The 25,782-nt window shown below is 67.9% G+C and carries 19 protein-coding genes and 1 tRNA gene; 7 read left to right on the forward strand and 13 right to left on the reverse strand.

What is annotated here, in order from left to right; genetic code table 11:
- Positions 1-64 precede the first annotated feature (64 nt).
- Complete coding sequence (locus ESP70_RS02660) at positions 65-1,261, forward strand: MATE family efflux transporter (RefSeq protein ID WP_149687814.1); 1,197 nt, start codon at positions 65-67, stop codon at positions 1,259-1,261.
- 11 nt (positions 1,262-1,272) lie between these two features.
- On the opposite strand, the gene polA is transcribed toward ESP70_RS02660, so the two are convergent.
- Together polA and ESP70_RS02670 are read right to left on the reverse strand one after the other, a co-directional pair.
- Complete coding sequence (gene polA, locus ESP70_RS02665) at positions 1,273-3,936, reverse strand: DNA polymerase I (protein WP_149687815.1); 2,664 nt, start codon at positions 3,934-3,936, stop codon at positions 1,273-1,275.
- A 53-nt stretch (positions 3,937-3,989) separates the two neighbouring features.
- Positions 3,990-4,601 carry a GNAT family N-acetyltransferase gene (locus ESP70_RS02670; protein ID WP_149687816.1) on the reverse strand — a complete coding sequence of 204 codons (612 nt, stop codon included), beginning with the start codon at positions 4,599-4,601 and terminating at the stop codon, positions 3,990-3,992.
- Positions 4,602-4,724: 123 nt separating this feature from the next.
- Here ESP70_RS02670 and ESP70_RS02675 point away from each other — a divergent pair, with 123 nt between their 5' ends.
- From ESP70_RS02675 to ESP70_RS02695, 5 genes are all read left to right on the forward strand, one after another.
- Positions 4,725-5,471: a DUF554 domain-containing protein gene (locus ESP70_RS02675; protein WP_149687817.1), complete on the forward strand. Its 747-nt coding sequence runs from the start codon at positions 4,725-4,727 to the stop codon at positions 5,469-5,471.
- 125 nt (positions 5,472-5,596) lie between these two features.
- Positions 5,597-6,892, forward strand: coding sequence for an ABC transporter permease subunit (locus ESP70_RS02680; RefSeq protein WP_149687818.1), 1,296 nt, complete (start codon positions 5,597-5,599; stop codon positions 6,890-6,892).
- 14 nt (positions 6,893-6,906) lie between these two features.
- Entirely contained in the window at positions 6,907-7,905 is a 999-nt protein-coding gene (locus ESP70_RS02685; RefSeq protein WP_149687819.1) for a branched-chain amino acid ABC transporter permease, read from the forward strand.
- Positions 7,895-8,791 carry an ABC transporter ATP-binding protein gene (locus ESP70_RS02690; protein WP_149687820.1) on the forward strand — a complete coding sequence of 299 codons (897 nt, stop codon included), beginning with the start codon at positions 7,895-7,897 and terminating at the stop codon, positions 8,789-8,791. Before ESP70_RS02685 ends, ESP70_RS02690 begins: the two co-directional genes overlap by 11 nt.
- Positions 8,791-9,540 carry an ABC transporter ATP-binding protein gene (locus ESP70_RS02695; protein WP_149687821.1) on the forward strand — a complete coding sequence of 250 codons (750 nt, stop codon included), beginning with the start codon at positions 8,791-8,793 and terminating at the stop codon, positions 9,538-9,540. Before ESP70_RS02690 ends, ESP70_RS02695 begins: the two co-directional genes overlap by 1 nt.
- An 88-nt stretch (positions 9,541-9,628) precedes the next feature.
- Here ESP70_RS02695 and ESP70_RS02700 read toward each other — a convergent pair whose 3' ends face one another.
- The 3 genes from ESP70_RS02700 to ESP70_RS02710 all read right to left on the reverse strand — a co-directional run bounded on the left by ESP70_RS02700 (position 9,629) and on the right by ESP70_RS02710 (position 12,888).
- Entirely contained in the window at positions 9,629-10,603 is a 975-nt protein-coding gene (locus ESP70_RS02700; protein WP_149687822.1) for a type IV toxin-antitoxin system AbiEi family antitoxin domain-containing protein, read from the reverse strand.
- A gap of 246 nt (positions 10,604-10,849) precedes the next feature.
- Positions 10,850-12,118, reverse strand: a complete 1,269-nt coding sequence (locus ESP70_RS02705) for an ABC transporter substrate-binding protein (protein ID WP_149687823.1) — start codon at positions 12,116-12,118, stop codon at positions 10,850-10,852.
- 140 nt (positions 12,119-12,258) lie between these two features.
- The gene (locus ESP70_RS02710) at positions 12,259-12,888 is read right to left on the reverse strand and encodes an ANTAR domain-containing response regulator (protein WP_149687824.1); all 630 of its coding nucleotides are present in this window, start codon (positions 12,886-12,888) and stop codon (positions 12,259-12,261) included.
- 56 nt (positions 12,889-12,944) lie between these two features.
- Between ESP70_RS02710 and ESP70_RS02715 the strand changes: the two genes are divergently transcribed.
- A tRNA-Leu gene (locus ESP70_RS02715) sits at positions 12,945-13,027 on the forward strand.
- 447 nt (positions 13,028-13,474) lie between these two features.
- On the opposite strand, the gene pyk is transcribed toward ESP70_RS02715, so the two are convergent.
- The 8 genes from pyk to trpC form a co-directional block, all read right to left on the reverse strand.
- Positions 13,475-14,926 (reverse strand): pyruvate kinase, encoded by a 1,452-nt coding sequence (pyk, locus tag ESP70_RS02720; protein ID WP_149687825.1) that lies wholly within the window; start codon positions 14,924-14,926, stop codon positions 13,475-13,477.
- 100 nt (positions 14,927-15,026) lie between these two features.
- Positions 15,027-16,490 (reverse strand): glutamate synthase subunit beta, encoded by a 1,464-nt coding sequence (locus tag ESP70_RS02725; RefSeq protein ID WP_149687826.1) that lies wholly within the window; start codon positions 16,488-16,490, stop codon positions 15,027-15,029.
- A complete protein-coding gene (gltB, locus tag ESP70_RS02730; protein WP_149687827.1) occupies positions 16,483-21,033 on the reverse strand; it encodes a glutamate synthase large subunit in 4,551 nt (1,516 codons plus the stop codon). Before gltB ends, ESP70_RS02725 begins: the two co-directional genes overlap by 8 nt.
- A 104-nt stretch (positions 21,034-21,137) precedes the next feature.
- Positions 21,138-21,878 (reverse strand): VIT1/CCC1 transporter family protein, encoded by a 741-nt coding sequence (locus ESP70_RS02735; RefSeq protein ID WP_149687828.1) that lies wholly within the window; start codon positions 21,876-21,878, stop codon positions 21,138-21,140.
- Positions 21,879-22,003: 125 nt separating this feature from the next.
- A complete protein-coding gene (gene lgt / locus ESP70_RS02740; protein ID WP_149687829.1) occupies positions 22,004-22,879 on the reverse strand; it encodes a prolipoprotein diacylglyceryl transferase in 876 nt (291 codons plus the stop codon).
- Positions 22,876-23,682: a tryptophan synthase subunit alpha gene (gene trpA, locus ESP70_RS02745; protein WP_149687830.1), complete on the reverse strand. Its 807-nt coding sequence runs from the start codon at positions 23,680-23,682 to the stop codon at positions 22,876-22,878. Before trpA ends, lgt begins: the two co-directional genes overlap by 4 nt.
- Positions 23,679-24,902 carry a tryptophan synthase subunit beta gene (gene trpB / locus ESP70_RS02750; RefSeq protein WP_149687831.1) on the reverse strand — a complete coding sequence of 408 codons (1,224 nt, stop codon included), beginning with the start codon at positions 24,900-24,902 and terminating at the stop codon, positions 23,679-23,681. Before trpB ends, trpA begins: the two co-directional genes overlap by 4 nt.
- 61 nt (positions 24,903-24,963) lie before the next feature.
- Complete coding sequence (trpC, locus tag ESP70_RS02755) at positions 24,964-25,770, reverse strand: indole-3-glycerol phosphate synthase TrpC (RefSeq protein ID WP_149687832.1); 807 nt, start codon at positions 25,768-25,770, stop codon at positions 24,964-24,966.
- Between the last annotated feature and the right edge of the window lie 12 nt (positions 25,771-25,782).

The raw sequence follows: 25,782 nt of genomic DNA on the forward strand, positions 1-25,782 counted from the left end.
GGGCACTTTCGTCGTTGGCGCGCCGGATGCGGCTGTGACCGCAGGAGTTCCGTACGCTGTCGAGGTGACCTCGAGGACCACGCGCGCGACGATGACGGGCGGGACCCTCGTGGCAGCCGGGATGATGACGATGAACATCGCCGTCTACGGGTTCAACGTCATCGCGGCACGGGCCTTGCTGCCCAAGGAGTTCGGTGCCCTCACGGCGTTGTTCGGCATCCTGCTGGTCGGCTCCGTGGCGTCATTGGGCCTGCAGGCGGTCACGGCTCGACGGCTCGCGATCGACCCCGCGAACCGCGACGCCATCATCGACGCGACCGTCAGGGTCACGGTCATCGTCGCGTCTGCTGTCGGCCTGCTCGTCGCGGCGTCGACCGTCGTCCTCACCCCCGTGCTCAAGCTCGACAGCCACTGGGCGGTGCTCCTGTGCGGAGCGACGCTCGTGCCGCTGACCGTCATGGGCGCCGAGTCCGGCATCGCACAAGGGACCGCCCGATGGGGTGCCCTCACCGCGATCTACGTCGGCAACGGGCTGGGACGCCTGCTCGGCGGAGCGCTCGCCCTCGTCATCTCCCCCAGCGTCAACTCCGCGATGATCGGCATCGCGATCGGGTCCTGGCTGCCCGCACTCGCCGGTGCCCGCCTGATGATCGGTCATGGCAACGGCGCGACGATCAGCCGTCGCCCGCTGCTGAAGGAGGCGCTGTTCTCGACGCACGCACTTCTGGCGTACTTCGTGCTCAGCAACCTCGACTCATTGATCGCCCGCAACCGATTCGACGAGCACGAGAGCGGCCTGTATGCCTCGGGGCTCATCCTCGCGAAGGCGGCGCTGTTCTTCCCGCAGTTCGTCAGTGTCGTGCTGTTCCCCGACCTGGCTCGAGCGACGACGCACCACGCCAGGTTGCGCGCGGTCTCGCTGGTCGCCGGCTTCGGCACCCTCGCCGTGCTCGCGACTGCCGCGCTCCCCCGCGTCGCGCTGATCCTCGTCGGCGGTCATCAGTACGACGAGGTCATGGGGCGGCTGTGGCTGTTCGCGGTCGCCGGTTCGTGCCTCGCGATCGTGCACCTGCTGGTGTTCGACGCCCTGGCCCGGCACGCCCACGGCATCGTCGTGATGATCTGGGGCGCGGTGGTCGCGGTGCTCGCCGCGGCGTACGGGCTGGGGGTCGGCATCACCGGCCTCGTCCTCACCGTCGCGCTGGTTGCAGCAGGCCTGGCGGCCGCGGTGTTCGTGTTCGCCCCGAGCCACCCGCGGTAGTCCGCAGCGGGTCAGTGACCGGCTTCGTGCCAGGTGCGGCCGACGCCGACGGACACATCCAGCGGCACCGAGAGGTCGGCTGCTGAGGCCATCTGGTCGCGGACCAGCTGCTCGACCTGCTCCCGCTCCCCCGCAGCGACCTCGAGCACGAGCTCGTCGTGCACCTGCAGCAGCATGCGCGAAGTCAGCCCGGCAGTGTCGAGGGCGCGCTCGACGCCCAGCATCGCGACCTTGATGATGTCGGCGGCCGATCCCTGGATCGGGGCGTTGAGGGCCATACGCTCGGCCATCTCGCGGCGCTGCCGGTTGTCGCTCTGCAGGTCGGGCAGGTAGCGGCGACGACCCATGATCGTCTCGGTGAAGCCGGTCTGCCGAGCCTCGTCGACGAGCCCGCGCAGGTAGTCGCGCACTCCGCCGAACCGCTCGAAGTAGTCGTCCATCAGGCCCTGGGCCTCGCCGGTCGAGATGTTGAGCTGCTGGCTGAGCCCGTAGGACGACAGGCCGTAGGCGAGGCCGTAGTTCATCGCCTTGATCCGTGCTCGCAGGCCACCGTCGATCTCGCTCGGCTCCTTGGCGAACACCTTGGCCGCCATGACGGTGTGGAAGTCCTCGCCGGAGTTGAACGCCGCGATCAGGTCGGCGTCCTCGGACAGGTGCGCCATGATGCGCATCTCGATCTGGCTGTAGTCGGCCGTGACCAACGTGTCGAAGCCCTCGCCGACGCAGAACGCCTCGCGGATGCGCCGGCCTGACGCCGTGCGGATCGGGATGTTCTGCAGGTTGGGGTCGTTGGAGCTCAGCCGGCCGGTCGCGGCGATCGTCTGGGCGTACGTCGTGTGGATGCGACCGTCGTCGGAGATCGACTTGCGAAGGCCCTCGACGGTCTGCCGCAGTCGCGTCACGTCGCGGTGGTCGAGGAGGTGCTGCAGGAACGGGTGCTCGGTCTTGACGTAGAGCTGCTGCAGGGCCTCGGCGTCGGTCGTGTAGCCGGTCTTGGTCTTCTTGGTCTTGGGCATGCCGAGCTCGTCGAACAGCACGACCTGCAGCTGCTTGGGCGAGCCGAGGTTGATCTCCTTGCCACCGATCGCGGCGAACGCCTCGGAAGCGGCGTTCTGCGCCCGCGCGGCGAACTCGGACTCGAGCTCGATCAGGTGGTCGTCGTCGATCGCGATGCCGGTGCGCTCCATGCGGGCGAGCGTGGCCACGAGCGGCAGCTCGACGTCGTGGATCAACGCCGTGCCGCCGGCCTGCTCGACCTCCTGGTCGAGCACCGCGGCGAGGTCGAGCGTCGCGCGGGCTCGCAGCATGCCGGACTCGAAGCCGACCGTGTCGGTGTCGAGGGTCAGCTGGCCGGAGTTGTCGGACTCGTCGCGCAGCTCGCGCTTGAGGTAGCGCAGCGACAGGTCGCCGAGGTCGTAGGACCGCTGGTCAGGGCGGACGACGTAGGCCGACAGCGCCGTGTCGGCGGCGACGCCCATGAGCGGCCAGCCCTTGGCCTCGAGCGCCAGCGACGGTCCCTTGGCGTCGTGCAGCACCTTGGGCCGGTCGGGATCGGCGAGCCAGGCCGCGATCGCGGCGTCATCCTCGGCGGTGATGTCGTCGGTGCTGATCCACGCCGCGGACTCGTCCGAGGCGATCGCGAGACCGACGACGTCGCCGGTGCCACGGCCCCACGAGCCCTGCACGTGGAGCCCGAGCCGCGCGCCGGACGTGGACTGGGCCTCGAGCCAGGCCGTGACCTCACCGGGCGCCAGCGTCGCCCCCTCGAGGTCGAAACCCTCCTCGGCCTGGGGCTCGACGTCGCCGAAAGCCTCGAACAACCTGACCCGCAGGGCATTGAACTCAAGCGCGTCGAACACCGTGTGGATCGCCTCGCGGTCCCACACCGTGTCGAACGCCAGGTCGGCAGGGCCGGCCGGCAGGTCGAGGTCGAGGATCAAGGCGTTGATGCTGCGGTTGCGCAGAACGCTGTCGAGGTGCTCGCGCAGCGACTCGCCGGCCTTGCCCGGCACGTTGTCGACGTCGTTGACGAGCGCCTCGAGGGTGCCGTACTGGTTGATCCACTTGGCCGCGGTCTTGGGGCCGACGCCGGGCACGCCCGGCAGGTTGTCGCTGGTCTCGCCGACCAGCGCGGCGATGTCGGGATAGTGGTCCGGCGTGACGGCGTACTTTTCCTCGACCGCGGCCGGCGTCATGCGAGCCAGGTCGGACACCCCCTTGCGGGGATAGAGCACCGTGGTCCTGTCGGTGACGAGCTGGAGCGCGTCGCGGTCACCGGTGCAGATCAGCACCTCCATGCCTGCGGCCTCGGCGCGGGTCGTCAACGTGCCGATGATGTCGTCGGCCTCGAAGCCTTCCTTCTCGAACGTCGTGATGTGCAACGCATCGAGGATCTCCTTGATCAAGGGGATCTGGCCGGTGAACTCCGGCGGCGACTTCGACCGGTTGCCCTTGTACTCGGCGTATTGATCGAGCCGGAACGTCTTGCGGGAGACGTCGAACGCGACCGCCACGTGCGTCGGCTTCTCGTCGCGCAGCACGTTGATCAGCATCGACGTGAACCCGAACACCGCATTGGTGCTCTGGCCCGTCGTCGTCGAGAAGTTCTCGACGGGAAGGGCGAAGAAGGCACGGTAGGCGACGGAATGGCCGTCGATCAGCAGGAGGCGGTCCACCCGGTCGACTCTAGTCGCCGGGTCTGACGAACCGCGAGGGGTCGGTCAGCGCATCAGGTGCGCGAGTGACCGCGGGCGTCGGTGCGCCGGCGAAGCGTGCGGCGCACGGCGATCAGCTTGCCGGTGTCACGTGAGTTGGTGGCCTTCATCGTGAGGCGCGACCGCAGCTTGCTGGCCTGGATCGCCCGCAGCACCGCGATCTGGTTGAACCCGATCTTGGTGAGGTAACGGTGCGGTTCACGCGAGTGCACCGGCACGGATGCGACGACGATCTCGCAGTTGTGCTCCTCGCCGTAGCTCGCGGCGGCCGACAGCAACGTCGACGCGACCGACTTGCGGCGGAACCGCGGCGACACCTGGATCTCGGTGATGATCAGGATGCGCGTCAGGTTGATGGGGGTCAGCGTGCCGACGGTGCAGACCGTGGCACCGACGATCTCGCCGTCGACGAGGGCCACGATGATGCGCCTGTCGTGACGTCCGAGGTTGAGCTCGAGCGCTGCAGCCGCCTCGGCGACGCCGGGCTCCCGCCACAGGGCCTGCTGGGTGAACGCCTCGGACCCCTCGTCCTTGCTGGCTCCGGCGCACTCCGCCCAGAGGGTGACGAGAGCATGTGCGTCTTCGCGATCGGCGTCGCGGAGAACGATGTGCGGTCGAGCCGACATGCACGTCCCTTGTCTCGAGTCAGAAACTCCCGCGCACCTGGCGCAGGCGTAGAAATGACACACTACGCGCGGGGTGCTGCGGGCGTACCCGGTTGAAACCTCAATTGTCGAAGGAGACCTTACATGTTCGTCGGGTTCGGCACAGCCACCAATGTGGCGACCGTCGTCGCGGGCTCGGGACTGGGACTCCTGATCGGCCACCGCCTGAGTCTTCGCGTACGTTCGACGGTCACGTCCGCGCTCGGTCTCGTCACGCTCCTGATCGCCGCGGACGCCGCGATGGCCGTCAGCTCCCCGGACCTCGTCGATGCCGTCGACCGCGGTGCCCCGACGTTGATCGTCCTCGGCTCGCTCGTGTTCGGCGGGATCATCGGTTCGGTCCTTCGGCTCGAGGACCGCCTCGAGGACTTCGGCGGCTGGTTGCAGCGCCGCCTGACACCGGGCGAAGCCGCAGAGGGCCGACAGCGGTTCATCGAAGGCTTCGTCATCAGTTCCCTCGTCTTCTGCATCGGACCACTGACGATCCTCGGGTCGATCAACGAGGGCCTCGGAAACGGCGCCGACCAGCTGCTGCTCAAGGCGTCGCTCGACGGCTTCGCCGCCCTGGCGTTCGCGGCGTCGTTCGGCATCGGCGTCATGGCGTCGGCGGTGTCGGTCGCGGTCATCCAAGGCTCCCTCACGGTGCTGGGCGCCCTGCTCGGGTCATTCCTGCCCGACGCCCACCTCGAGGCGCTCACCGCGACCGGCGGGCTGATCCTGATCGGTGTCGCGTTCCGGCTGCTCGACCTCAAGTCGATCCACGTCGCGGACTTGTTGCCGGCCCTCGTGATCGCGCCGGTGCTCTGCCAGATCGCCGTTGTCGTGCACTGACACAGCGTCTCGAAACTCAACTGTTACCTGGGAGCCCGCGTTGTGACGTGTGTGACTCTCGCATGTGGCTATAGTCCGAGGATCACATTTGAACCAACCCGTGCATCAGCGGACAGGAGTCATGCGTGCGACTGCGAACAGCGGCACTGCTCTCGATCGTGATGGGGGTCCTCTTGATGGGCCTGACGTCGCCCGCCCAGGCGGCGACCAACGAAGCGATCGACGTCACCGGAAAACTCGCCGACACCCGCACCGATCCGGCGAAACCGGTGCCAGGCGTCAAGATCTCCGTGGAGAAGGACGGCGCCGAGATCGCCTCCGGCACCAGTGGTGCCGACGGCTCGTTCTCGATCGCGTTGCCCGGTGCCCCGATCGATCTGCTCGGCGAAGTGATCACCGTCAAGATCGACACCGACACACTTCCGGAGGGCGCCGACCTGCGAGATCCCAAGAAGACCTCGTACAAGGTCACCATCAAGACCGACTCCGACATCCAGATCAACTACGCCATCGGCCCGGCGACCGACAACTCGGTCGGCAAGCTGACCGAGATCGGCCAGAGCGGGATCAACGGCATCTTCCTCGGCCTCTTGCTGGCCCTCGCGGCCCTCGGCCTGTCGCTCGTGTTCGGCACCACCGGCCTCACCAACTTCGCGCACGGCGAGCTCATCACGTTCGGCGCTCTGGCTGCCTTCCTGTTCCAGGACCAATGGGGCTGGGCGTTCTTCCCGGCCGCGTTGCTGGCCGTGATCCTGTCGGGCGCCTTCGGCCTGGCCAATGACCGGCTGCTGTGGAAACCGCTGCGCGGACGGGGCACGGGCCTCATCGCCATGATGATCGTCAGCATCGGCCTGTCGATCTTCCTGCGGAACATCTACCAGTACTTCTTCGGCGCCGACAACCACCAGTACACCGGCGTTCCGGCCGGCAAGCTGTGGAACATCGGCTCGATCGGCATCTCACCCAAGGCGTTCTACATCGCCGTGGTCTGCGTCGTGGTCCTCGTGGTCGTGTCGCTCGCGGTGCAGCGGACGCGACTCGGCAAGGCGACGCGAGCCGTCTCCGACAACCCCGCGCTCGCGGCCTCCTCCGGCATCGACGTCGACCGGGTCATCACGACGATCTGGATCGTCGGCGGCGCCCTCGCCGGCCTGTCCGGCATCATGTGGGGCCTGACGAACGGGTTCGACTACCAGGTCGGCAACAAGATCCTCTTGCTCGTCTTCGCCGCAGTCACCTTGGGTGGTCTTGGCACCATCTGGGGCACGATGGCAGGAAGCATCATCGTCGGGCTCCTCGTGGAGATGTCGTCGATCATCCTGCCGTCCGAGCTCAAGTACGTCACCGCGCTGGTCGTGCTCGTGCTGATCCTGTTGGTCCGTCCCCAAGGTCTGCTCGGTCGAGCAGAGCGCGTCGGTTAGGAAGGGAGAAAACCATGGAATGGTCAGGCGTCCTCTCCGGTGCGATCGAGCAGGGAATCGGCCCCAGCGCCATCATCTACTGCCTCGCCGCCATCGGACTCAACATCCACTTCGGCTACACCGGACTGCTCAACTTCGGTCAAGCCGCGTTCATGATGGTCGGCGGCTACGCCCTCGGCTCACTCATCCAGACGTGGGGCTGGCCGCTCTTCCCGAGCCTCGTCGTCGGCCTCCTGATGGCGGTCGTCCTGGCCCTCGTCCTGGGTGTGCCCACGCTGCGGCTCCGCGCCGACTACCTCGCGATCGCGACGATCGCGGCAGCAGAGGCGATCCGCCAGGTCCTCGGCTCGGCCGCCCTCAACGACGAGTTCGGCGGCCAGGACGGCCGCTACGGATTCGTCGACGGCATGCGGTCGCTCAACTTCGTCCCGTCAGGGGGTGTGCACTTCCTGGGGCTCGACTTCAGGTCGTACGACTTCTTCATCATGATCGTCGGCTGGACCCTTGCCTTGCTGTTGTGCGGCTTCGTCTATCTCCTGATGCGAAGCCCCTGGGGACGCGTCCTCAAGAGCATCCGCGAGGACGAGGACGCCGTGCGCAGCCTGGGCAAGAACGTCTACTCCTACAAGATGCAGGCGCTCGTGCTCGGTGGTGTCATCGGCGCCCTGGCCGGCATCATGTCGGGCCTGGCGACCAGCAACGTCGCACCGTCGGACTTCGCGACCGACACGACGTTCTTCACCTACACCGTGCTGCTGATCGGTGGCGCCGCGCGGGTCTTCGGCCCGGTCGCCGGTGCCTTGATCTTCTGGTTCTTCATCAGCGGTCTTGACCTGTTCTTCGACAAGATGACCTCGGGTGCCAACCCGACCATCCCGGCGTCGATCATGACCGACGACCAGGCCAGCCTGATGCGCCTCATCTTCCTCGGGTTGATACTGATGCTGATCATGATCTACCGGCCACAAGGGATCTTCGGAGACAGAAGGGAGCTGGCGATCGATGCCCACTGACACGCAGCCGTCCAGCGACACCCAGAGCAAGAAGTCCGACTCGATCCTCGTGGCCGACGGGGTGACCCGGAAGTTCGGCGGCCTCACCGCAGTCGACGTCGAGCACTTCGAGATCCAGCGCGGCAAGATCACCGCGCTGATCGGCCCCAACGGTGCCGGCAAGACGACGTTCTTCAACCTGCTGACCGGGTTCGACGAGCCCGACAGCGGCGAGTGGACGTTCAACGGCCAGAGCCTGCACGGCGTGCCGCCCTACAAGGTCGCACGCAAGGGCATGGTCCGAACGTTCCAGCTCACCAAGGTGCTCTCGCGGCTCAAGGTCATCGAGAACATGCGCCTCGGAGCGACCGGTCAGCGCGGCGAGAAGTTCTTCCCGAGCCTGTTCAAGGGCCTTTGGAGCGGGCAGGAGAAGGAGAACACCGATCGGGCGATGGACCTGCTCGCGCGGTTCAAGCTCGACGCCAAGGCGGACGACTTCGCCGGATCGCTGTCCGGCGGCCAGCGCAAGCTCCTCGAGATGGCGCGCGCGTTGATGGTCGACCCCGAGCTCATCATGCTCGACGAGCCCATGGCCGGCGTGAACCCAGCGCTCAAGCAGTCGCTCCTCGGCCACGTGAAGTCACTGCGCGACGAGGGACGTACGGTCCTGTTCGTCGAGCACGACATGGACATGGTTCGCGACATCTCCGACTGGGTCGTCGTGATGGCCCAGGGCAAGATCGTCGCCGAAGGGCCGCCGGACACCGTGATGGCCAACCAGGCGGTCATCGACGCCTACCTGGGCGCGCACCACGACGCCGCGCTCACCCATGAGACCGAGGAAGAGATCCTGGCCGCAGCCGAGGCCGAGCTCGAAGCGGAAGCAGAAGCCGAGGAGAACAGCTGATGGTCGACGACTACGCCTCACCCGAGGGCGCGATCCTGCGCGCCGACAACCTGATCGCCGGCTACCTTCCCGGCGTCAACATCCTCAACGACGCGAGCCTGCACTGCCACGACGGCGAGCTGGTCGGCATCATCGGCCCCAACGGCGCCGGCAAGTCGACGCTGCTCAAGGCCATGTTCGGCCTCGTCAAGGTCCACGAGGGCACCGTCGTGCTCAACGGCAAGGACATCACCAACCTGCGCGCCGACCAGCTCGTCGCGTCGGGCGTGGGGTTCGTGCCGCAGACCAACAACGTCTTCCCGTCGCTGACGGTGTCGGAGAACCTCGAGATGGGGATGTACCTCGACCCCAAGAAGTTCAAGGAGCGCTTCGGCTACGTCACCGACATCTTCCCGCGGCTGTTCGAGCGCAAGGACCAGCGGGCCGGCTCACTGTCGGGCGGCGAGCGCCAGATGGTCGCCATGGGCCGCGCGCTCATGATGTCCCCCTCGGTGCTGCTGCTCGACGAGCCGTCGGCCGGCCTGTCCCCCGCTCTGCAGGACGAGGTGTTCGTCCAGACCAAGCGCATCAACAGCGCCGGCGTCTCGGTCGTCATGGTCGAGCAGAACGCGAGCCGCTGCCTGCAGATCTGTGACCGGGCCTACGTGCTCGACCAGGGTCGCAACGCCCACACCGGCTCGGGCCGCGACCTGATGACCGACCCCAAGGTCATCGAGCTCTACCTCGGCACGCTCGCCAAGGCGCACTGAGACCCTCGCGGTTTACCAAGAGGTCAGGGCAAACTGCCACTCCGCACGGCGCGCGCGCCATGAGGAGTGGCAGTTTGCCGTGCGGGGTTCAGCCGAGATTGATGTACATACGCCCTCGGCAATAGAGGCTTCGCGATCGGTCGAGATCGGCTCTCAGGCGCTCGACGGTCTGTCGAAGCGGCAGGTCTGGCCAGATCCACCGGGACATGCCCCGCCCGGTGCCTCGGACCGCGTCCTCACGAGCCTTCTCATCCTCGAGAACTCGCCCCGGATCACTGCCGTACGGGTTGAGCCGGCCGTACTTGAACAGTCCGTCGAACTCGCCAGTGTGGCGCCAGGCGTCCCAGTCGAAGTCGACGCGCGCAACCACCCCGAAGGGCCCTTGGATCGAGACCTGCTGTTCTGGCCGCGGAAGGCCTCCCCGCCACACCATGAAGAGTGAGCGCGACTCCCCCACGGACTCGCACCGGCCGTCCGCCAACCGGAACGCCAAGGCTGCGTGACGGGCGCCCTGCCAGCGTTCCAGGCGTTCGGCCATCTCCGCCAGTCCCTCCGCGTTCACGAGGCCGAGGTGGAGGGCAGAGCTGGCCGCGACCACGCCCGTCTCGGTGCGCCCGATGGTCGCCAGCTCGAACACCGCGCGTTCGGGGACCATGACCGTCCGCCCGTCGACGACAACCACGTCCTCGGGTGGGACGTGGCCGACATGGTGCACCACGCCGGCCTCACGGCGACCTGCGCGGCCGTCCAGCCTCGTGACGTGCACGAGCCGGTCCGGCAGTCCGTACAGGTCGATCCCGTGTGCGGCACAGGCAGACTGGTGGCTCAGGACAAACCCTTCGCCCAACCGGTCGACGACCGCGTAGGACAACAGGCGATGCAGCGCCAGCTCGTCCAGGCCGGCCACGTCGTCGGTGTACGCGTAGATCCCGTGCCGCAGCCGCACGAGCAGCCCGACGCGCAGGGCGACCTTGATGTCACGGTCCCGATATCCGGCGTCGATGATCTGTGCCCGGGTGAGGTATCCACGAGCGATGGCTTGCGAGCGAAGGCGGTCATCCATCGGTCCATCAGATCGCCAGACGTCGCCACCGTCAGTGAGCGTCGCCGGGCCTGTGGACGTACTCCTGAGACTCCAGGGGTGTGGACGGCGCTCCACCGGGCAAACAGCCACCCCTCAAGGGGCGCGAGCCCTGAGGAGTGGCAGTTTGCCCTGACCTCTTGGTAAACCGCCAACGTGCCGGGGACGTGCAGCAGGGCCCCGGCCGAAGCCGGGGCCCTGCTGGTCGTGCTGTGGTGCGATGCGTACTTACTCGACGACGCCGGTGACGTACTCGAGGTTCTTGTACTGGTTGTTGTCGTCGTACTGGAAGATGCCGATCGTGGCCTTCGACGGCGATCCGGTGTCGTTCATGTCCACCGGTCCGGAGACACCGTCATAGTCGATGTCCTTTCCGTCCTTGAGCAGCGCCAGGCAGTCCGCGTACGTGGTGCACTTCTCGCCACCCTCGGAGACTTCCTGGATCTTCTTCGACAGGGCGACACCATCGTCGCTCTTGGCCGCCTCGGCAGCGAGCGCCGTGAGGATCGTCGCGTCGTACGACTCAGGACCATAGGTGAAGTCCTTGAGCTTCGGGTTCGTCTCCAGAAGGCGGGCCTTGAAGTCGTCCTTCAGCTGTGCGCCGGGGTAGGTCGCCTTGACGCCCTTCAGGGTTCCCTTGGGGAAGTCCTTGCTGTAGTCGGCGGTGTTGCCGTCCACGAAGTACGTCTTGACGTCCTTGGGTCCGATGCCCGCAGCCTCGAGGCCGGGGATGATCTTGGTGGCCTCGTTGAACGAGATCACGACGATCGCGTCGGGCTTGGCGTCCTTGATCTTCTGGATCTCGGACGTGTAGGACGTCGCGTCGACGCTGTAGAGCACCTTGGCAGCGACCGTTCCACCCTGGTCCTTGATGGTCTTCTCGACGTTGTCGGCGAGCGCCTCACCGTACGCCTCCTGGCGCGCGATGATCGCGACGTTCTTGGCGCCGTCCTTGAGGACGAGGTTGCCGAGCACGTTGCCCTGGAGCACGTCGGACGGGGCGGTACGGAAGTAGAGGCCCTTGTCGTCGTAGGTGTCGAAGGCGGTCGACGTGTTGGCCGGGGAGAACTCCACGACACCAGCGCCGACGATCTTGTCGATGACGCTCAGCGAGACGCTCGAGGACGCCGCACCGATGATGACGTCGGCCTTGGCCGCGAGGAGCTTGTCGACCGAGCCGGGCGCGATCTTCGGCGTACCGTCGCCGGAGTCAGCCTTGGACTGCACGACCGGCTTGCCGAGCACGCCGCCGGCGTCGTTGATGTCCTTGACCGCGAGGTCGACACCAGCGAACTCCGGGGGGCCGAGGAACGCCAGGTCACCGGTCGACGGCAGGAGCGTGCCGACCGTGAGGACACCGTCGCCCTTGGCTGCGGGTGCGTCGGACGCCTTGGGCTTGTCGCCGTCGCTGTCACTGCCGCCGCCACATGCAGCGAGAACAAGCGCGCTCGCGGCCACGACGGCCGCGAGGCGGATCGTCTGGGTACTGCGTTTCATCAATCCTCCGGATATGTAGAAAGCCCATGGCGCGTGCCAGGGTGCGTGTACGTACCCATGAACTTAGTCTTTCCATGGGTCAATTGGGTCAACGAGCCAATTACGGCCGGTAACGTAGCCAATTTGTAACCCGGGGCGGATCAGGCCTGCGGATCGGCCGCCGAGCCGAGCTCGGGACCGTGGTCGATGACCCCTTGCGCGACCTGCTGCATCGTGAGTCTGAGGTCCATGGCGGTGCGCTGGATCCAGCGGAATGCCTCGGGCTCGCTGATGCTCAGCGCCTCCTGAAGGAGGCCTTTGGCACGCTCGATCGCCTTGCGGGTCGCGAGCTGGTCGGTGAGGTCACCGACTTCGTGCTCGAGCGTTCGGATCTCGGCGAAACGGCTCATTGCCATCTCGATCGCCGGCACGAGGTCGGACTTGGTGAAGGGCTTGACGAGGTAGGCCATGGCACCGGAGTCGCGTGCCCGCTCGACGAGCTCACGCTGGCTGAACGCCGTGAGCATGACGACCGGCGCGATGCGGGCCTGGGCGATCTGGGAGGCGGCCGCGATGCCGTCGAGCTTGGGCATCTTGACGTCCATCACGACGAGGTCGGGGCGGTGCTCCATCGCCAGCTCGATGGCCTGTTCACCGTCACCGGCCTGGCCCACGACGACGTAGCCCTCCTCGGCGAGCATCTCGGCGAGGTCGAGCCGGATCAGCGCCTCGTCCTCGGCGATCACGACACGCGGTGCGGGCCGTCCCGATTCAGGGCCTTGAGCAGTCACATGAGAAGGTTATCCCGCACATGAACTCGGGTTGAGCTCGACAGACGCGTGCGCATGCCGGGTTGGCGGAATGGTAGACGCGACGGTCTCAAAAACCGTTGTCCGCAAGGGCGTGCGGGTTCGACTCCCGCACCCGGCACGGGTGGCTCAGCCACTCGCTTCGCTCGGGCTTCGCACCCGTGCCGGGAAGCAACGGCCGAAGGCCGCCGTGCCGGCTTGCCGGCACTCGTGAGCCGACGTCACAGCGCGCACTCGCGGTGAGGTGGCGATGCGGCTCAGCCCACGTCAGCACGGAGCCCTGCACCCCTCCCCTGGTGCTGCTGGGCACGAACGCTCACGAGTCAGTTCTTGCCCATCGACAAGCGTCGTCAGCCAGGTCCGTCGCGCTGCGTCGTCTGCTCGTCGACGGGCAACAACGGCCTCCTGAGCTCGGCGCCCTGCCGCAGCGACCTCAGCACCCCACGGCGCCCTCCCGCAGCGACCTCAGCACCCCACGGCGCCCTGCCGCAGCGACCACACCACCTCACGGCGCCCTGCCGCGGCGACCTCAGCACCCCACGGCGCGAGCTCGAGGGCGTACCGCGAGCTACTCCTTGGTGTCCTGGTAGGCCGGGACGACGCCGTTGATCGCATCGCCCATGTTGTGGATGCGCAGCGCGTTGGTCGAGCCCGGGATGCCCGGAGGGCTCCCGGCGACGATGACGACCTGCTGGCCGTCGGCGCAGCGGCCGATCTCCAGCAGCGCCTTGTCGACCTGCAGCACCATCTCGTCGGTGTGCGTGACCTCGGGGACGAGGAATGTCTCGATGCCCCAGCTGAGCGCCAGCTGCGAGCGTACGAGCGGGTCGGGCGTGAACGCGATGACCGGCACCTTGGAGCGGTAACGCGTCATGCGCCGGGCGGAGTCGCCGCTCGTCGTGAACGCGACGACGAAGCGGGCGCTGACGGCCTCGGCGACGTCGGCGGCTGCGCGGCAGATGATGCCGCTCTTGGTCTTGGCCTTCCAGGTGAACGCGGCCATGCGAGGCAGGCCGTGCTCCTCGGTGGACTCGATGATGCGAGCCATCGTGGTGACGGTGTGGATCGGGTACTCCCCCACGCTCGTCTCACCCGACAGCATCACGGCGTCGGCGCCGTCGAGCACCGCGTTGGCGACGTCGGACGCCTCGGCGCGGGTCGGCCGCGGGGCGGAGATCATCGACTCGAGCATCTGGGTCGCCACGATGACCGGCTTGGCGTTGCGGCGGGCCTTCTCGACGATGAGCTTCTGGACGATCGGCACGTCCTCGAGCGGCAGCTCGACGCCGAGGTCACCGCGCGCGACCATGACGCCATCGAACGCGTCCATGATGCCGTCGAGGTTGTCGACCGCCTGCGGCTTCTCGATCTTGGCGATGACGGGGCGCATGATGCCCTCTTCGACCATGATCTTCTTGACGTCGTAGTAGTCGTCGGCGGAGCGTACGAACGACAGCGCGATGAAGTCGACGCCGAGCCGCAGCGCGAACCGCAGGTCGTCGATGTCCTTCTCGCTCATCGCGGGGACGCTGACCATCACGCCGGGCAGGTTGATGCCCTTGTTGTTGCTGACCGGACCGCTCGTCTCGACGGCACAGGTGACGTCGGTGTCGGTGACGGCGGTCGCCCGCAGGCGCATGCGGCCGTCGTCGATCAGGATCTCGTCGCCCACCGAGACGTCGCCCGGCAGACCCTTGTAGGTCGTGGAGCAACGGTTCACGTCGCCGAGGATGTCGTCGGTCGTGATCGTGAACGTTCCGCCGACCTCGAGCTGGACAGGTCCGTCGGCGAAGCGGCCGAGCCGGATCTTGGGGCCCTGGAGATCGGCCAGCACGGCGATGGCCTTGCCGACCTTGTCGCCCGCCTCGCGGACCCAGGCGTAGTTCTGCTCGTGGTCGGACTGCTCGCCGTGGCTCATGTTGAGCCGCGCGACGTCCATCCCCGCCTCGGTCAGCTGCAGGATCTTGTGGGCGCTACCGACGGCCGGGCCGAGGGTGCAGACGATCTTCGCTCTTCTCACTTCACGAGCCTATCCAGTGCTTCGCCTACCGGCGAGTCACTTAAGTGGTTTGGCGCAACAAATCAGGTTTCGGTCAGGTCAGAGCGCAAAAGACCGGGTGTCACACCGTCAACGGGCGCGCGTTGGGCGGAATCGGGGCCGGCAGGTTGGTGGATCCCGACAGGTAGGCATCGACCCCTGCGGCAGCCGAACGGCCCTCCGCGATGGCCCACACGATGAGCGACTGGCCGCGTCCGGCGTCACCGGCGACGAACACGCCGTCGATGCTGGACATGTAGCTCTTGTCGCGCTTGATGTTGCCGCGCTCGTCGAGCTCGACGCCAAGCTGGTCGACGAGGCCCTCCTGCTCAGGACCGGTGAAGCCCATCGCGAACAGCACGAGCTGCGCCGGGACGACCCGCTCGGAGCCCTCGACCTCCTCGAACTTCCCGCTGACCATCTCGACCTCGACGAGCCGGAGGCCGCTGACGTGGCCGTCCTCGCCGAGGAACTCCTTGGTCGAGATCGAGTAGACCCGCTCCCCCGCCTCTTCGTGGGCCGACGAGACGCGGTAGATCATCGGGTAGGTCGGCCACGGCTGGGTCTCGGGACGATCCGTGCCGGGGTTGGGCATGATCTCGAGCTGCGTGATCGACCTGGCCCCCTGACGTACGGACGTTCCGAGGCAGTCGGCGCCGGTGTCGCCGCCGCCGATGATGATGACGTCCTTGTCGGTCGCGACGATCTGGTTCTCCACCTCTTCGCCGAGCGCGACCCGGTTGGCCTGCGGGAGGAACTCCATGGCCTGGTGGATGCCGGCGAGCTCACGGCCGGGAACGGGCAGCTCACGGCGTACGGTCGAGCCGATCGCCAGGACGACGGCGTCGTAGCGGTCGCGCAGCTGGTGGCCGGTCAGCGTGTCGCCGACCTGCACGCCCGTACGGAAGACCGTGCCCTCGCGCTGCATCTGGTCGATGCGGCGCTCGACCTGGATCTTCTCCATCTTGAACTCGGGGATGCCGTAGCGGAGCAGCCCGCCGGGCTTGTCGTCCCGCTCGTAGACCGCGACGGTGTGGCCCGCGCGGGTCAGCTGCTGAGCGGCGGCCAGACCTGCCGGACCGGAGCCGACCACGGCAACCGTCTTGCCGGTGAGCCACTCGGGCGGCTCGGGCTTGACCTGCCGGTCGTCCCAGCCCTTGTCGATGATCGAGACCTCGACGTTCTTGATCGTCACGGCGTCGCGGTTGATCGCGACGACGCATGCGGTCTCGCACGGCGCAGGGCACAGCCGCCCGGTGAACTCCGGGAAGTTGTTGGTCGCGTGCAGGCGGTCGAGCGCCTCGTCCCAGTCCTCGCGCCACACCAGGTCGTTCCACTCCGGGATCAGGTTGCCGAGAGGGCAGCCGGAGTGGCAGAACGGGATGCCGCAGTCCATGCAGCGCCCAGCCTGCTCGGTGATGATCGGCAGCAGGGCGCGGCCGGGTCCACCCGGGTAGACCTCGTTCCAGTCGTTGACGCGTTCCTCGACCGGGCGCCGTTCGGCGACCTGTCGGGGGGTCGTGATGAATCCTCTGGGATCAGCCACGTGCGGCCACCTCCATCATGCGTGCGGTCGTGTCTTCCTCGGACAGTCCTTCGGACTCGGCGGCGTCGCGCGCCTCGAGCACCAGCCGGTAGTTGACCGGCATGATCTCGGTGAAGCGGGCCAGCGACTGCTCCCAGTCGCCGAGCAGCTGCTCCGCGACGACCGAGCCGGTCTCTTCCTGGTGCTTGTGAATCAGCGACTTGAGCTCGTCAGCAGCGGTGCCGGCAACAGGGCGCAGCTCCACCATGTCCTTGTTGACGCGAGTCTCGTCGAGGTCCAGGACGTACGCCGCACCGCCGCTCATGCCCGCGGCGACGTTGCGTCCCGTCGGGCCGAGGATCACGACCCGGCCGCCCGTCATGTACTCGCACGCGTGGTCGCCGACGCCCTCGACAACAGCGCTGACGCCGGAGTTGCGGACGCAGAACCGTTCGCCGACCTTGCCGCGCAGGAAGATCTCGCCGCTGGTCGCGCCGAAGCCGATCACGTTGCCCGCGACGATCTGCGCCTCGGCGGTGAACTGCACCTCGCGGGGCGGGCGGACCACGATGCGGCCGCCGGACAGGCCCTTGCCGACGTAGTCGTTGCCGTCACCCTCGAGCCGCAGCGTGACGCCCTTGGGCACGAACGCGCCGAACGACTGCCCGGCCGAGCCGAGGAACGTGATGTCGATCGTGTTCTCCGGCAGACCTTCGCCGCGGTAGCGCTTGGTCACCTCGTGGCCGAGCATCGTGCCGACCGTACGGTTGACGTTGCGGATGTCGACCTGCGCGCGCACCGGCTCGCCACGCTCGAGGGCGTCGGCGCTGAGCGCGATGAGCTCGTTGTCGAGCGCCTTGTCGAGGCTGTGGTCCTGGCCCGTGGTGTTGTGCCGGGCCGCACCCTCGGGAAGCTCCGGGACGTACAGGATCGGGGTCAGGTCGAGTCCGTCGGCCTTCCAGTGGTCGACGGCCTTGCGAGCGTCGATGACCTCGGCATGGCCGACGGCCTCCTCGATCGTGCGGAAGCCCAGGCGCGCCAGGATCTCGCGAACCTCCTCGGCGATGAACTGGAAGAAGTTGACGATGTACTCGGCCTTGCCGGCGTACTTCTCGCGGAGCGCCTTGTTCTGGGTGGCGACGCCGACCGGGCAGGTGTCGAGGTGACAGACCCGCATCATGATGCAGCCGCTCACGACGAGTGGAGCGGTGGCGAAGCCGAACTCCTCGGCGCCGAGCAGCGCCGCGATGACGACGTCACGGCCGGTCTTGAGCTGGCCGTCGGTCTGCACGACGATGCGGTCGCGCAGCCCGTTGAGCAGCAGGGTCTGCTGGGTCTCGGCGAGGCCGAGCTCCCACGGTCCGCCGGCGTGCTTGAGCGACGTCAGCGGCGATGCGCCGGTGCCGCCGTCGTGGCCGGAGATCAGGACGACATCGGCCTTGGCCTTGGAGACGCCCGCCGCGACCGTGCCCACGCCGATCTCCGACACGAGCTTGACGTGCACGCGTGCCGATGGGTTGGCGTTCTTGAGGTCGTGGATGAGCTGCTTGAGGTCCTCGATCGAGTAGATGTCGTGGTGCGGCGGCGGCGAGATGAGGCCGACACCCGGCGTCGAGTGCCGCGTGCGTGCGACCCACGGATAGACCTTGGGTCCGGGCAGCTGGCCGCCCTCGCCGGGCTTGGCACCCTGCGCCATCTTGATCTGGATGTCGTCGCTGTTGGTGAGGTACTCCGACGTGACACCGAAGCGGCCCGACGCGACCTGCTTGATCGCCGAGCGGCGCTCCGGGTCGTACAGGCGCTCGGGGTCCTCGCCACCCTCGCCGGTGTTGGACTTGCCGCCGAGGCGGTTCATCGCGATCGCGAGGGTCTCGTGCGCCTCCTGGCTGATCGAGCCGTACGACATCGCACCGGTCGAGAAGCGCTTGACGATCTCGGAGACCGGCTCGACCTCGTCGATCGGCACCGGCGGGCGTTCGCCCTCCTTGAAGCCGAACAGGCCACGCAGCGTCATGAGTCGCTCGGACTGGTCGTCGACGCGGCTCGTGTACTGCTTGAAGATCTCGTAGCTGCCGGTACGCGTGGAGTGCTGCAGACGGAACACCGTCTCGGGGTCGAACAGGTGCTCCGGTCCCCCGCGCCGCCACTGGTACTCGCCGCCGGTCTCGAGGTGGCGACGTGCGGCGGCGATGCCGCTCGTCGGGTACGCCTTGAGGTGACGGGAACGGACCTCTTCGGCCAGCACGTCCAGGCCGACGCCGCCGAGCTTGGACGACGTACCGGTGAAGTAGGCCTCGATGACGTCGTTCGACAGTCCGACGGCCTCGAAGATCTGGGCGCCGGTGTAGGACGCCACGGTCGAGACGCCCATCTTGCTCATGACCTTGAGCACGCCCTTGCCGAGGCCGTACGCGACGTTGCGCAGCGCCTTGCCGGGCTCGACGCCCTCGACGAAGACCTTCTCGCGCGCCAGGTCCTCGGCGGACTCCAGCACGAGGTACGGGTTGACCGCGGTCGCGCCGTAGCCGATCAGGAGCGCGACGTGGTGCACCTCGCGGACGTCACCTGCCTCGATGATGAGGCCCGCCTGCGTGCGCAGCTTCTCGCGCACCATGTGGTGGTGCACCGCCCCGGTCAGCAGGAGCGACGGGATCGGGGCGAGATCGGCGTTGGAGTGCCGGTCGGACAGCACGATGATCCGTGCACCGTCGGCGATCGCGCGGGACACCTCGGCGCAGATCTCGTCGAGCTTGGCCTTGAGCGCGGCGCCACCACCGTGGACGTCGTACAGGCCACGGACGACGTGCACCGAGAAGCCCGGCATGTCGCCGTCCTTGTTCATGTGCCGGATCTTGGCGAGCTCGTCGTTGTCGAGCACGGGGAACGGCAGCTGCAGCATGCGACACGACGCCGGGCTGGGCGCGAGCAGGTTGCGCTCAGGACCGATCGTGCCCGCCAGCGACGTGACGACCTCTTCACGGATCGCGTCGAGCGGCGGGTTGGTGACCTGCGCGAACAGCTGCGAGAAGTAGTCGAACAGCTGCCGCGGGCCGTCGGAGATCGCGGCGAGGGGCGTGTCGGTGCCCATCGACCCGATCGCCTCGGCGCCGGTGCGAGCAATCGGCGCGATGAGGAGCCGCAGCTCCTCCTCGGTGTAGCCGAACACCTGCTGGCGACGGGTCACCGAGGCGTGCGTGTGCACGATGTGCTCGAGGTCGGGCAGGTCCTCGAAGCGCACGAGTCCGGAGTAGAGCCACTCGTCGTACGGGTGCTCCGAGGCGAGCGTGTTCTTGATCTCGTGGTCCTCGATGATGCGGTGCTGGTCGAGGTCGAGCAGGAACATCTTGCCGGGCTCGAGGCGGCCCTTGCGGGTGATGGTCTTCTGGTCGAGGTCGAGGACACCGGCCTCGGACGCGAGCACGACGAGGCCGTCCTCGGTGACCCAGTAGCGGCCGGGGCGCAGGCCGTTGCGGTCGAGGACCGCGCCGATCTGGTTGCCGTCGGTGAACGCGATCGCGGCGGGGCCGTCCCACGGCTCCATGACGGAGGAGTGGAACTCGTAGAACGCCCGGCGGGCCGGGTCCATGTCGGCGTCGTTCTCCCACGCCTCGGGGATCATCATCATGACGGCGTGGGGCAGGCTGCGGCCGCCGAGGTGCAGCAGCTCGAGCACCTCGTCGAACGATGCGGTGTCGCTGCCGAGCGGGTCGCAGACCGGGAAGAGCCGGTTCATGTCGCCGGGGATCAGGTCGCTCTCGAGCAGGGCCTCGCGGGCGCGCATCCAGTTGCGGTTGCCGCGCGCCGTGTTGATCTCGCCGTTGTGCGCGATGAAGCGGAACGGGTGCGCGAGCGGCCAGCTGGGGAACGTGTTGGTCGAGAAGCGGCTGTGCACGATCGCCATGGCCGACTCCATGCGCGGGTCGGCGAGGTCGGGGAAGAAGCCCTCGAGCTGCTCGGGCGTCAGCATGCCCTTGTAGACGAGCGTGCGGCTCGACAGCGACGGGAAGTAGACCGCGAGCTCGTGCTCGGCGCGCTTGCGCAGGCAGTACGCCGTGCGGTCGAGCTCGATGCCGCTCTGCGCCTCGCCCGATGCGGTGACGAAGACCTGGACGAAGGCCGGCATCGCCGCGCGCGACATGCCGTGGCCCAGCACCTCGGGCTCGACCGGGACCTCGCGCCAGCCGAGGACCGTCAGGCCCTCCTCGGTCGCGATCTCCTCGACCCGGCGGCGCGCCTCGGCGGCCTCGGCCTCGTCGGTCGGCAGGAACGCCATGCCCGCGGCGTACGAACCCGCTTCGGGCAGCTCGACGCCGCTGACCCCGCGCAGGAACGCGTCGGGGACCTGGATCATGATGCCCGCACCGTCGCCGGTGTCCGGGTCGCCGCCGACGGCTCCGCGGTGGTCGAGGTTGCGCAGGGCGGTGAGGCCCTGGAGGACGATCTCGTGGCTGGGCACACCCGTCAGCGTCGCGACGAACGCGACACCACAGGCGTCGTGCTCGTTCTGCGGGTCGTACAGACCTTGAGCAGCGGGCTGAGCCGAAAAGAGGGGGGCGCGCACCATGGGCCTCACTTACGTCATCAGGATCACGAAAATTCTCGTACCGGGGACGACGTTGGCCTCGGACAGCATCACAAGATTACACGGCCGGGTGCCGGTGCGTCGCATCAGCCGATCGCAGTGCCCACCGCGTCGCCCACGAGGTAGGTCAGTCCGGCCGCCGCGCCGCCGAGCACGAGCTGCCGGATCCCGCCGAACCACCACGACCTGGCGGTGATCCGCGTGACGATCGCTCCGCACCCGAACAGCGCCACGAGCGACAGCCCGATCGCGGTCCAAGGCGACTCGATGCCGATCAGGTAGGGGAACACCGGGACCAGCGCGCCGACCGCGAACGCGAAGAACGACGACACCGCGGCGAGCATCGGCGAGGCCAGGTCGTCGACGTCGACGCCGAACTCCTCCCGAGCGTGGACCTTGACGGCGTTCTCCGGGTCGCGGTGGATCTGCGCCGCCGTCTGCCGAGCGACGTCCTCATCGACGCCCTTCTCGATGAACATCGCCGCGAGCTCGGCCTCTTCGGCCGTCTCGTTGTTGAGGATCTCGTCACGCTCGATGTCGACCTGCGCGAGCGCGAACTCACTCTGGCTCGCGACCGAGGTGTACTCCCCCGCCGCCATCGAGAACGCTCCTGCGGCCAGACCGGCGAGACCCGCCAGCACGATCGGCTTGGTGTCGTTGCCGCTGCTGCCGCCGACGACACCCATGATCAGGGCGAAGTTGGACACCAGCCCGTCCATCGCCCCGAAGACAGCCGGTCGCAGCCAGCCACCCGTGACATCGGGATGCTCGTGCTGGACGTGTGCGGGATCAGGCAGGGGTTCGGTGCTCTCGACTGCTTCGGTCATGGTGAGAACGTACGTCCGACCGTGCGCCTCCGTCACCGAAGGTCAGGCTTTCCTGATGTCGGAGCGCCGCTGGCAGTGACGTCTCGGTCGGGGTCAGACGGCGAGTCGTGACCCAAACGTCACGCTCAGCGGGCTTCTTCCGTGTCGTTCGGCTCGTCGACGGGCTCAGAGGCGTCGGCCGCCGGCTCGATCGCGGATTCACCAGCAAACCGCTTGCGGGTGGCGATGAAGTACGTCGCCGCGACCGCGAACACGATGATCGAGGTCCACACGTTGAGGCGGAACGGACCGATGTGGTTGGCCTCGTCGATGCGCAGTGCCTCGATCCACACGCGCCCGGAGGTGTAGAGCATCGCGTAGAGCGCGAACGCCCGACCGCCGGTGAGCTTGAGCTTGCGATCGATCGCGATGATCAAGGCGGCCGCGGCGAGGTTCCACAGCAGCTCGTAGAGGAACGTGGGGTGGAACGTCGCGAACTGCGTGTAGCCCTCAGGACGCTTGTCGACCGCGATCTCGAGGCCCCAGGGCTTCGTCGTCGGCTTGCCGAACAGCTCCTGGTTGAAGTAGTTGCCGATGCGGCCGATCGCCTGCGCGACCAGCAGGCCGGGCGCCAGAGCGTCAGCCACCGACGAGAACGACACGCCGTAGCGCCGGCACCCGATGTAGGCACCCAGCGCACCGCCGGCGATGGCGCCCCAGATGCCGAGGCCGCCCTCCCAGATCTTGAACGCGTTGAGCGGGTGCTTGCCGTCGGTGAAGTAGAGCTCGGGGTCGGTGGCCACGTGATAGATCCGCGCGCCGACGATGCCGAACGGGATCGCCCAGATCGCGACGTCGCCGATCAGGCCCTGCCGACCGCCACGTGCCTGGAACCGGCGCTCGCCGATCATGATCGCGACGATGGCGCCGATGATGATGCCGAAGGCGTACGCCCGCAGGGGGATCGGCCCGATGTCCCAGACACCGTGAGACGGGCTGGGGATGAATGACGCGACGCTCACGTGATCTGGGTCCTCTCGACGCCGGCGCGCAGGTCCTGGGCCAACCGGCGGATGGCCTCGAGCCCGGCGGACTCGTCCTCGGCATCCAGCAGACAGCGTACGAGGGCGGACCCCACGATCACCGCATCGGCGAACGCGGCGACCTCCCGTGCCTGGTCGCCGTTGCTCACTCCGAGGCCGACACCGACCGGCTTGTCGGTCACCTGGCGCAGACGCGCAACGAGCTCGGGGCCGAGCGAGCTGGTCTGCTCGCGGGCACCGGTGACGCCCATGACCGCGGTCGCGTAGACGAATCCGCTCGCCGCGTCGGCGGTCATGGCGAGGCGTGCATCGGTCGACGACGGGGCGACCAGGAAGATCCGGTCGAGTCCATACTGCTCCGACGCGGCGATCCACTCGGCGGCCTCGTCGGGGATCAGGTCCGGCGTGATGAGGCCCGCTCCCCCGGCATCTGCCAGCGCCTCGGCGAACCGGTTGACGCCGAAGCGCTCGACCGGGTTCCAGTAGGTCATGACGACGGTCGGCGCACCCGTCGCGGCACTGGCGCGTACGACGTCGATGACATCGGTCGTACGCGTGCCGGCACGGAGCGCCTGGTCGGCGGCGGCCTGGATCGTTGGGCCGTCCATCACCGGATCGCTGTAGGGCAGGCCGACCTCGACCAGGTCGACCCCGCCTTCGACCATGGCCTCGATCGCCTTGATCGACAGCTCCTTGGACGGGAAGCCGGCGGGCAGGTAACCGACCAGCGCGGCGCGGTTCTCGGCCCGCGTACGCACAAAGAGCTCGTCGATCGTGGTCATTCCTCGACCCCCTGCTCGAGCACGACAGGCTCGTCGATCAGCCCGAAGTACTCCGCGGCGGTGTGCACGTCCTTGTCACCGCGTCCCGACAGGTTGACCAGGATCGTGGAGTCCGGCCCCAGCTCCTTGGCCAGCTCCAGAGCACCGGCCAGCGCGTGCGCCGACTCGATCGCCGGGATGATGCCCTCGGTCTTGCAGAGCAGGTCGAACGCCGACATCGCAGCCGCATCCGTCGCGGGCACGTAGGACGCACGCCCCGTGTCGGCGAGGAACGAGTGCTCGGGGCCGACACCGGGATAGTCGAGGCCTGCGGAGATCGAGTGCGACTCGATCGTCTGACCGTCCTCGTCCTGCAGCAGGAACGAGCGGGCACCGTGCAGCACGCCGACGTCGCCACCCGTGATCGTCGCCGCGTGCCGTCCGGTCTCGACGCCGTCACCGCCGGCCTCGATGCCGACGAGCCTGACGTCGGCGTCGTCGATGAACGCCGTGAACAGGCCGATCGCGTTGGAGCCGCCGCCCACGCACGCCACCGCGGCGTCGGGCAGCGCGCCCGCGAGCTCGAGGACCTGGGCGCGCGCCTCGTCGCCGATGCCGCGCGTCAGGTCGCGCACCATGCTCGGGAACGGGTGCGGACCGGCGGCGGTGCCGAACAGGTAGGACGTCGTGTCGACGCTCGCGACCCAGTCGCGCAGCGCCTCGTTGATCGCGTCCTTCAACGTACGACTGCCGGTCGTGACGGGTACGACCTCGGCGCCGAGCATCTTCATGCGTGCGACGTTGAGGGCTTGGCGCTGCGTGTCGAGCTCGCCCATGTAGACGACGCACTCGAGGTCGAGGTAGGCGCACGCCGTCGCCGACGCCACGCCGTGCTGTCCGGCGCCGGTCTCGGCGATCGCCCGCGGCTTGCCGATCCGCTTGGCGAGCAGCGCCTGGCCGATCACGTTGCGGATCTTGTGGGCACCGGTGTGGTTGAGGTCCTCACGCTTGAGCAGGATGCGAGCGCCAGCGGCCTCGGAGAAGCGGTGCGCCTCGTAGAGCGGGCTCGGCACGTTGGCGTACTCCCGCAGCATGCGGTCGAGCTCGGCCACGAACACCGGGTCGGCCTTGGCGTCGGTCCAGGCGCGGTCGAGCTCGTCGAGAGGGGCGATGAGTGCTTCGGGCATGAAGCGGCCGCCGAAGCGCCCGAAGTGCCCAGTCGGGTCAGGTTGTGCGTACATGGGTCCTCATGAGGTGGAAGTGGCAGGGCGAAGGCGCGTCACCGTCGGAACGATGACGCCTTCACCAGCGGTGCTGCAGGGCGGGGTGCGCGCCCGCTGCGACGAGATCCGCCACGCTCGCGCGGGGATCGTCACCGCGTACGAGGGTCTCGCCGACCAGGACCACGTGAGCGCCGAACTTGGCATACTCGATGACGTCGTGCGGACCGCGCACGCCCGACTCGGCGACCTTGACGACGCCGTCGGGGATGCGCGGCGACAGGCGCTCGAACGTGCCGCGATCGATCTCGAGGGTCTTGAGGTTGCGGGCGTTGACGCCGATCAGGTCGGCACCGGCGTCCACTGCGCGATCGACCTCGTCCTCGTCATGCACCTCGACGAGCGGTGTGAGCCCGATCGACCGGGCCCGCTCGATGAGGCTCTCGAGGGCGAGCTGTTCGAGGGCGGCGACGATCAGCAGCGCCATGTCGGCGCCCGCCGCCCGTGCCTCCCACAGCTGGTAGGAGGTCGTGATGAAGTCCTTGCGGAGCACTGGGACGTCGACGTTGGCGCGTACGGTTCGCAGATCCTCCAGCGTGCCGCCGAACCGTCGCTGCTCGGTGAGCACGCTGATCGCGGCTGCACCACCCGCGGCGTAGTCGGCGGCCAGTGCGGCCGGATCCTTGATCGCGGCAAGCTCGCCCTTGCTGGGGCTCGCGCGCTTGACCTCGGCGATCACCGAGACGCCGTCGCCGCGGAACGCCGGCATCGGGTCGAGTGCTTCGTGCTGACGAGCGGCTTGCGCCTTGAGATCGTCGAGGGACGTCTGGTCCATGCGCTCGCGGAGGTCTTCGGCGGCGCCGGCCAGAATCTCGTCGAGTACGGACACGGAACCCCTCCT

The organism is Aeromicrobium ginsengisoli, from assembly GCF_004134905.2.
Classification (GTDB): domain Bacteria; phylum Actinomycetota; class Actinomycetes; order Propionibacteriales; family Nocardioidaceae; genus Aeromicrobium; species Aeromicrobium ginsengisoli.

Excerpts from the sequence above, each read along its gene's own strand:
- ESP70_RS02670 (WP_149687816.1), bottom strand. The coding sequence starts at position 4,601 with ATGTCGGCTCGACCGCACATCGTTCTCCGCGACGCCGATCGCGAAGAC.
- trpB (WP_149687831.1), bottom strand. The coding sequence starts at position 24,902 with ATGTACGCACAACCTGACCCGACTGGGCACTTCGGGCGCTTCGGCGGC.
- ESP70_RS02675 (WP_149687817.1), top strand. The coding sequence starts at position 4,725 with ATGTTCGTCGGGTTCGGCACAGCCACCAATGTGGCGACCGTCGTCGCG.
- ESP70_RS02705 (WP_149687823.1), bottom strand. The coding sequence starts at position 12,118 with ATGAAACGCAGTACCCAGACGATCCGCCTCGCGGCCGTCGTGGCCGCG.
- trpA (WP_149687830.1), bottom strand. The coding sequence starts at position 23,682 with ATGACCACGATCGACGAGCTCTTTGTGCGTACGCGGGCCGAGAACCGC.
- ESP70_RS02690 (WP_149687820.1), top strand. The coding sequence starts at position 7,895 with ATGCCCACTGACACGCAGCCGTCCAGCGACACCCAGAGCAAGAAGTCC.
- ESP70_RS02735 (WP_149687828.1), bottom strand. The coding sequence starts at position 21,878 with ATGACCGAAGCAGTCGAGAGCACCGAACCCCTGCCTGATCCCGCACAC.
- gltB (WP_149687827.1), bottom strand. The coding sequence starts at position 21,033 with ATGGTGCGCGCCCCCCTCTTTTCGGCTCAGCCCGCTGCTCAAGGTCTG.
- ESP70_RS02700 (WP_149687822.1), bottom strand. The coding sequence starts at position 10,603 with ATGGATGACCGCCTTCGCTCGCAAGCCATCGCTCGTGGATACCTCACC.
- ESP70_RS02695 (WP_149687821.1), top strand. The coding sequence starts at position 8,791 with ATGGTCGACGACTACGCCTCACCCGAGGGCGCGATCCTGCGCGCCGAC.
- ESP70_RS02685 (WP_149687819.1), top strand. The coding sequence starts at position 6,907 with ATGGAATGGTCAGGCGTCCTCTCCGGTGCGATCGAGCAGGGAATCGGC.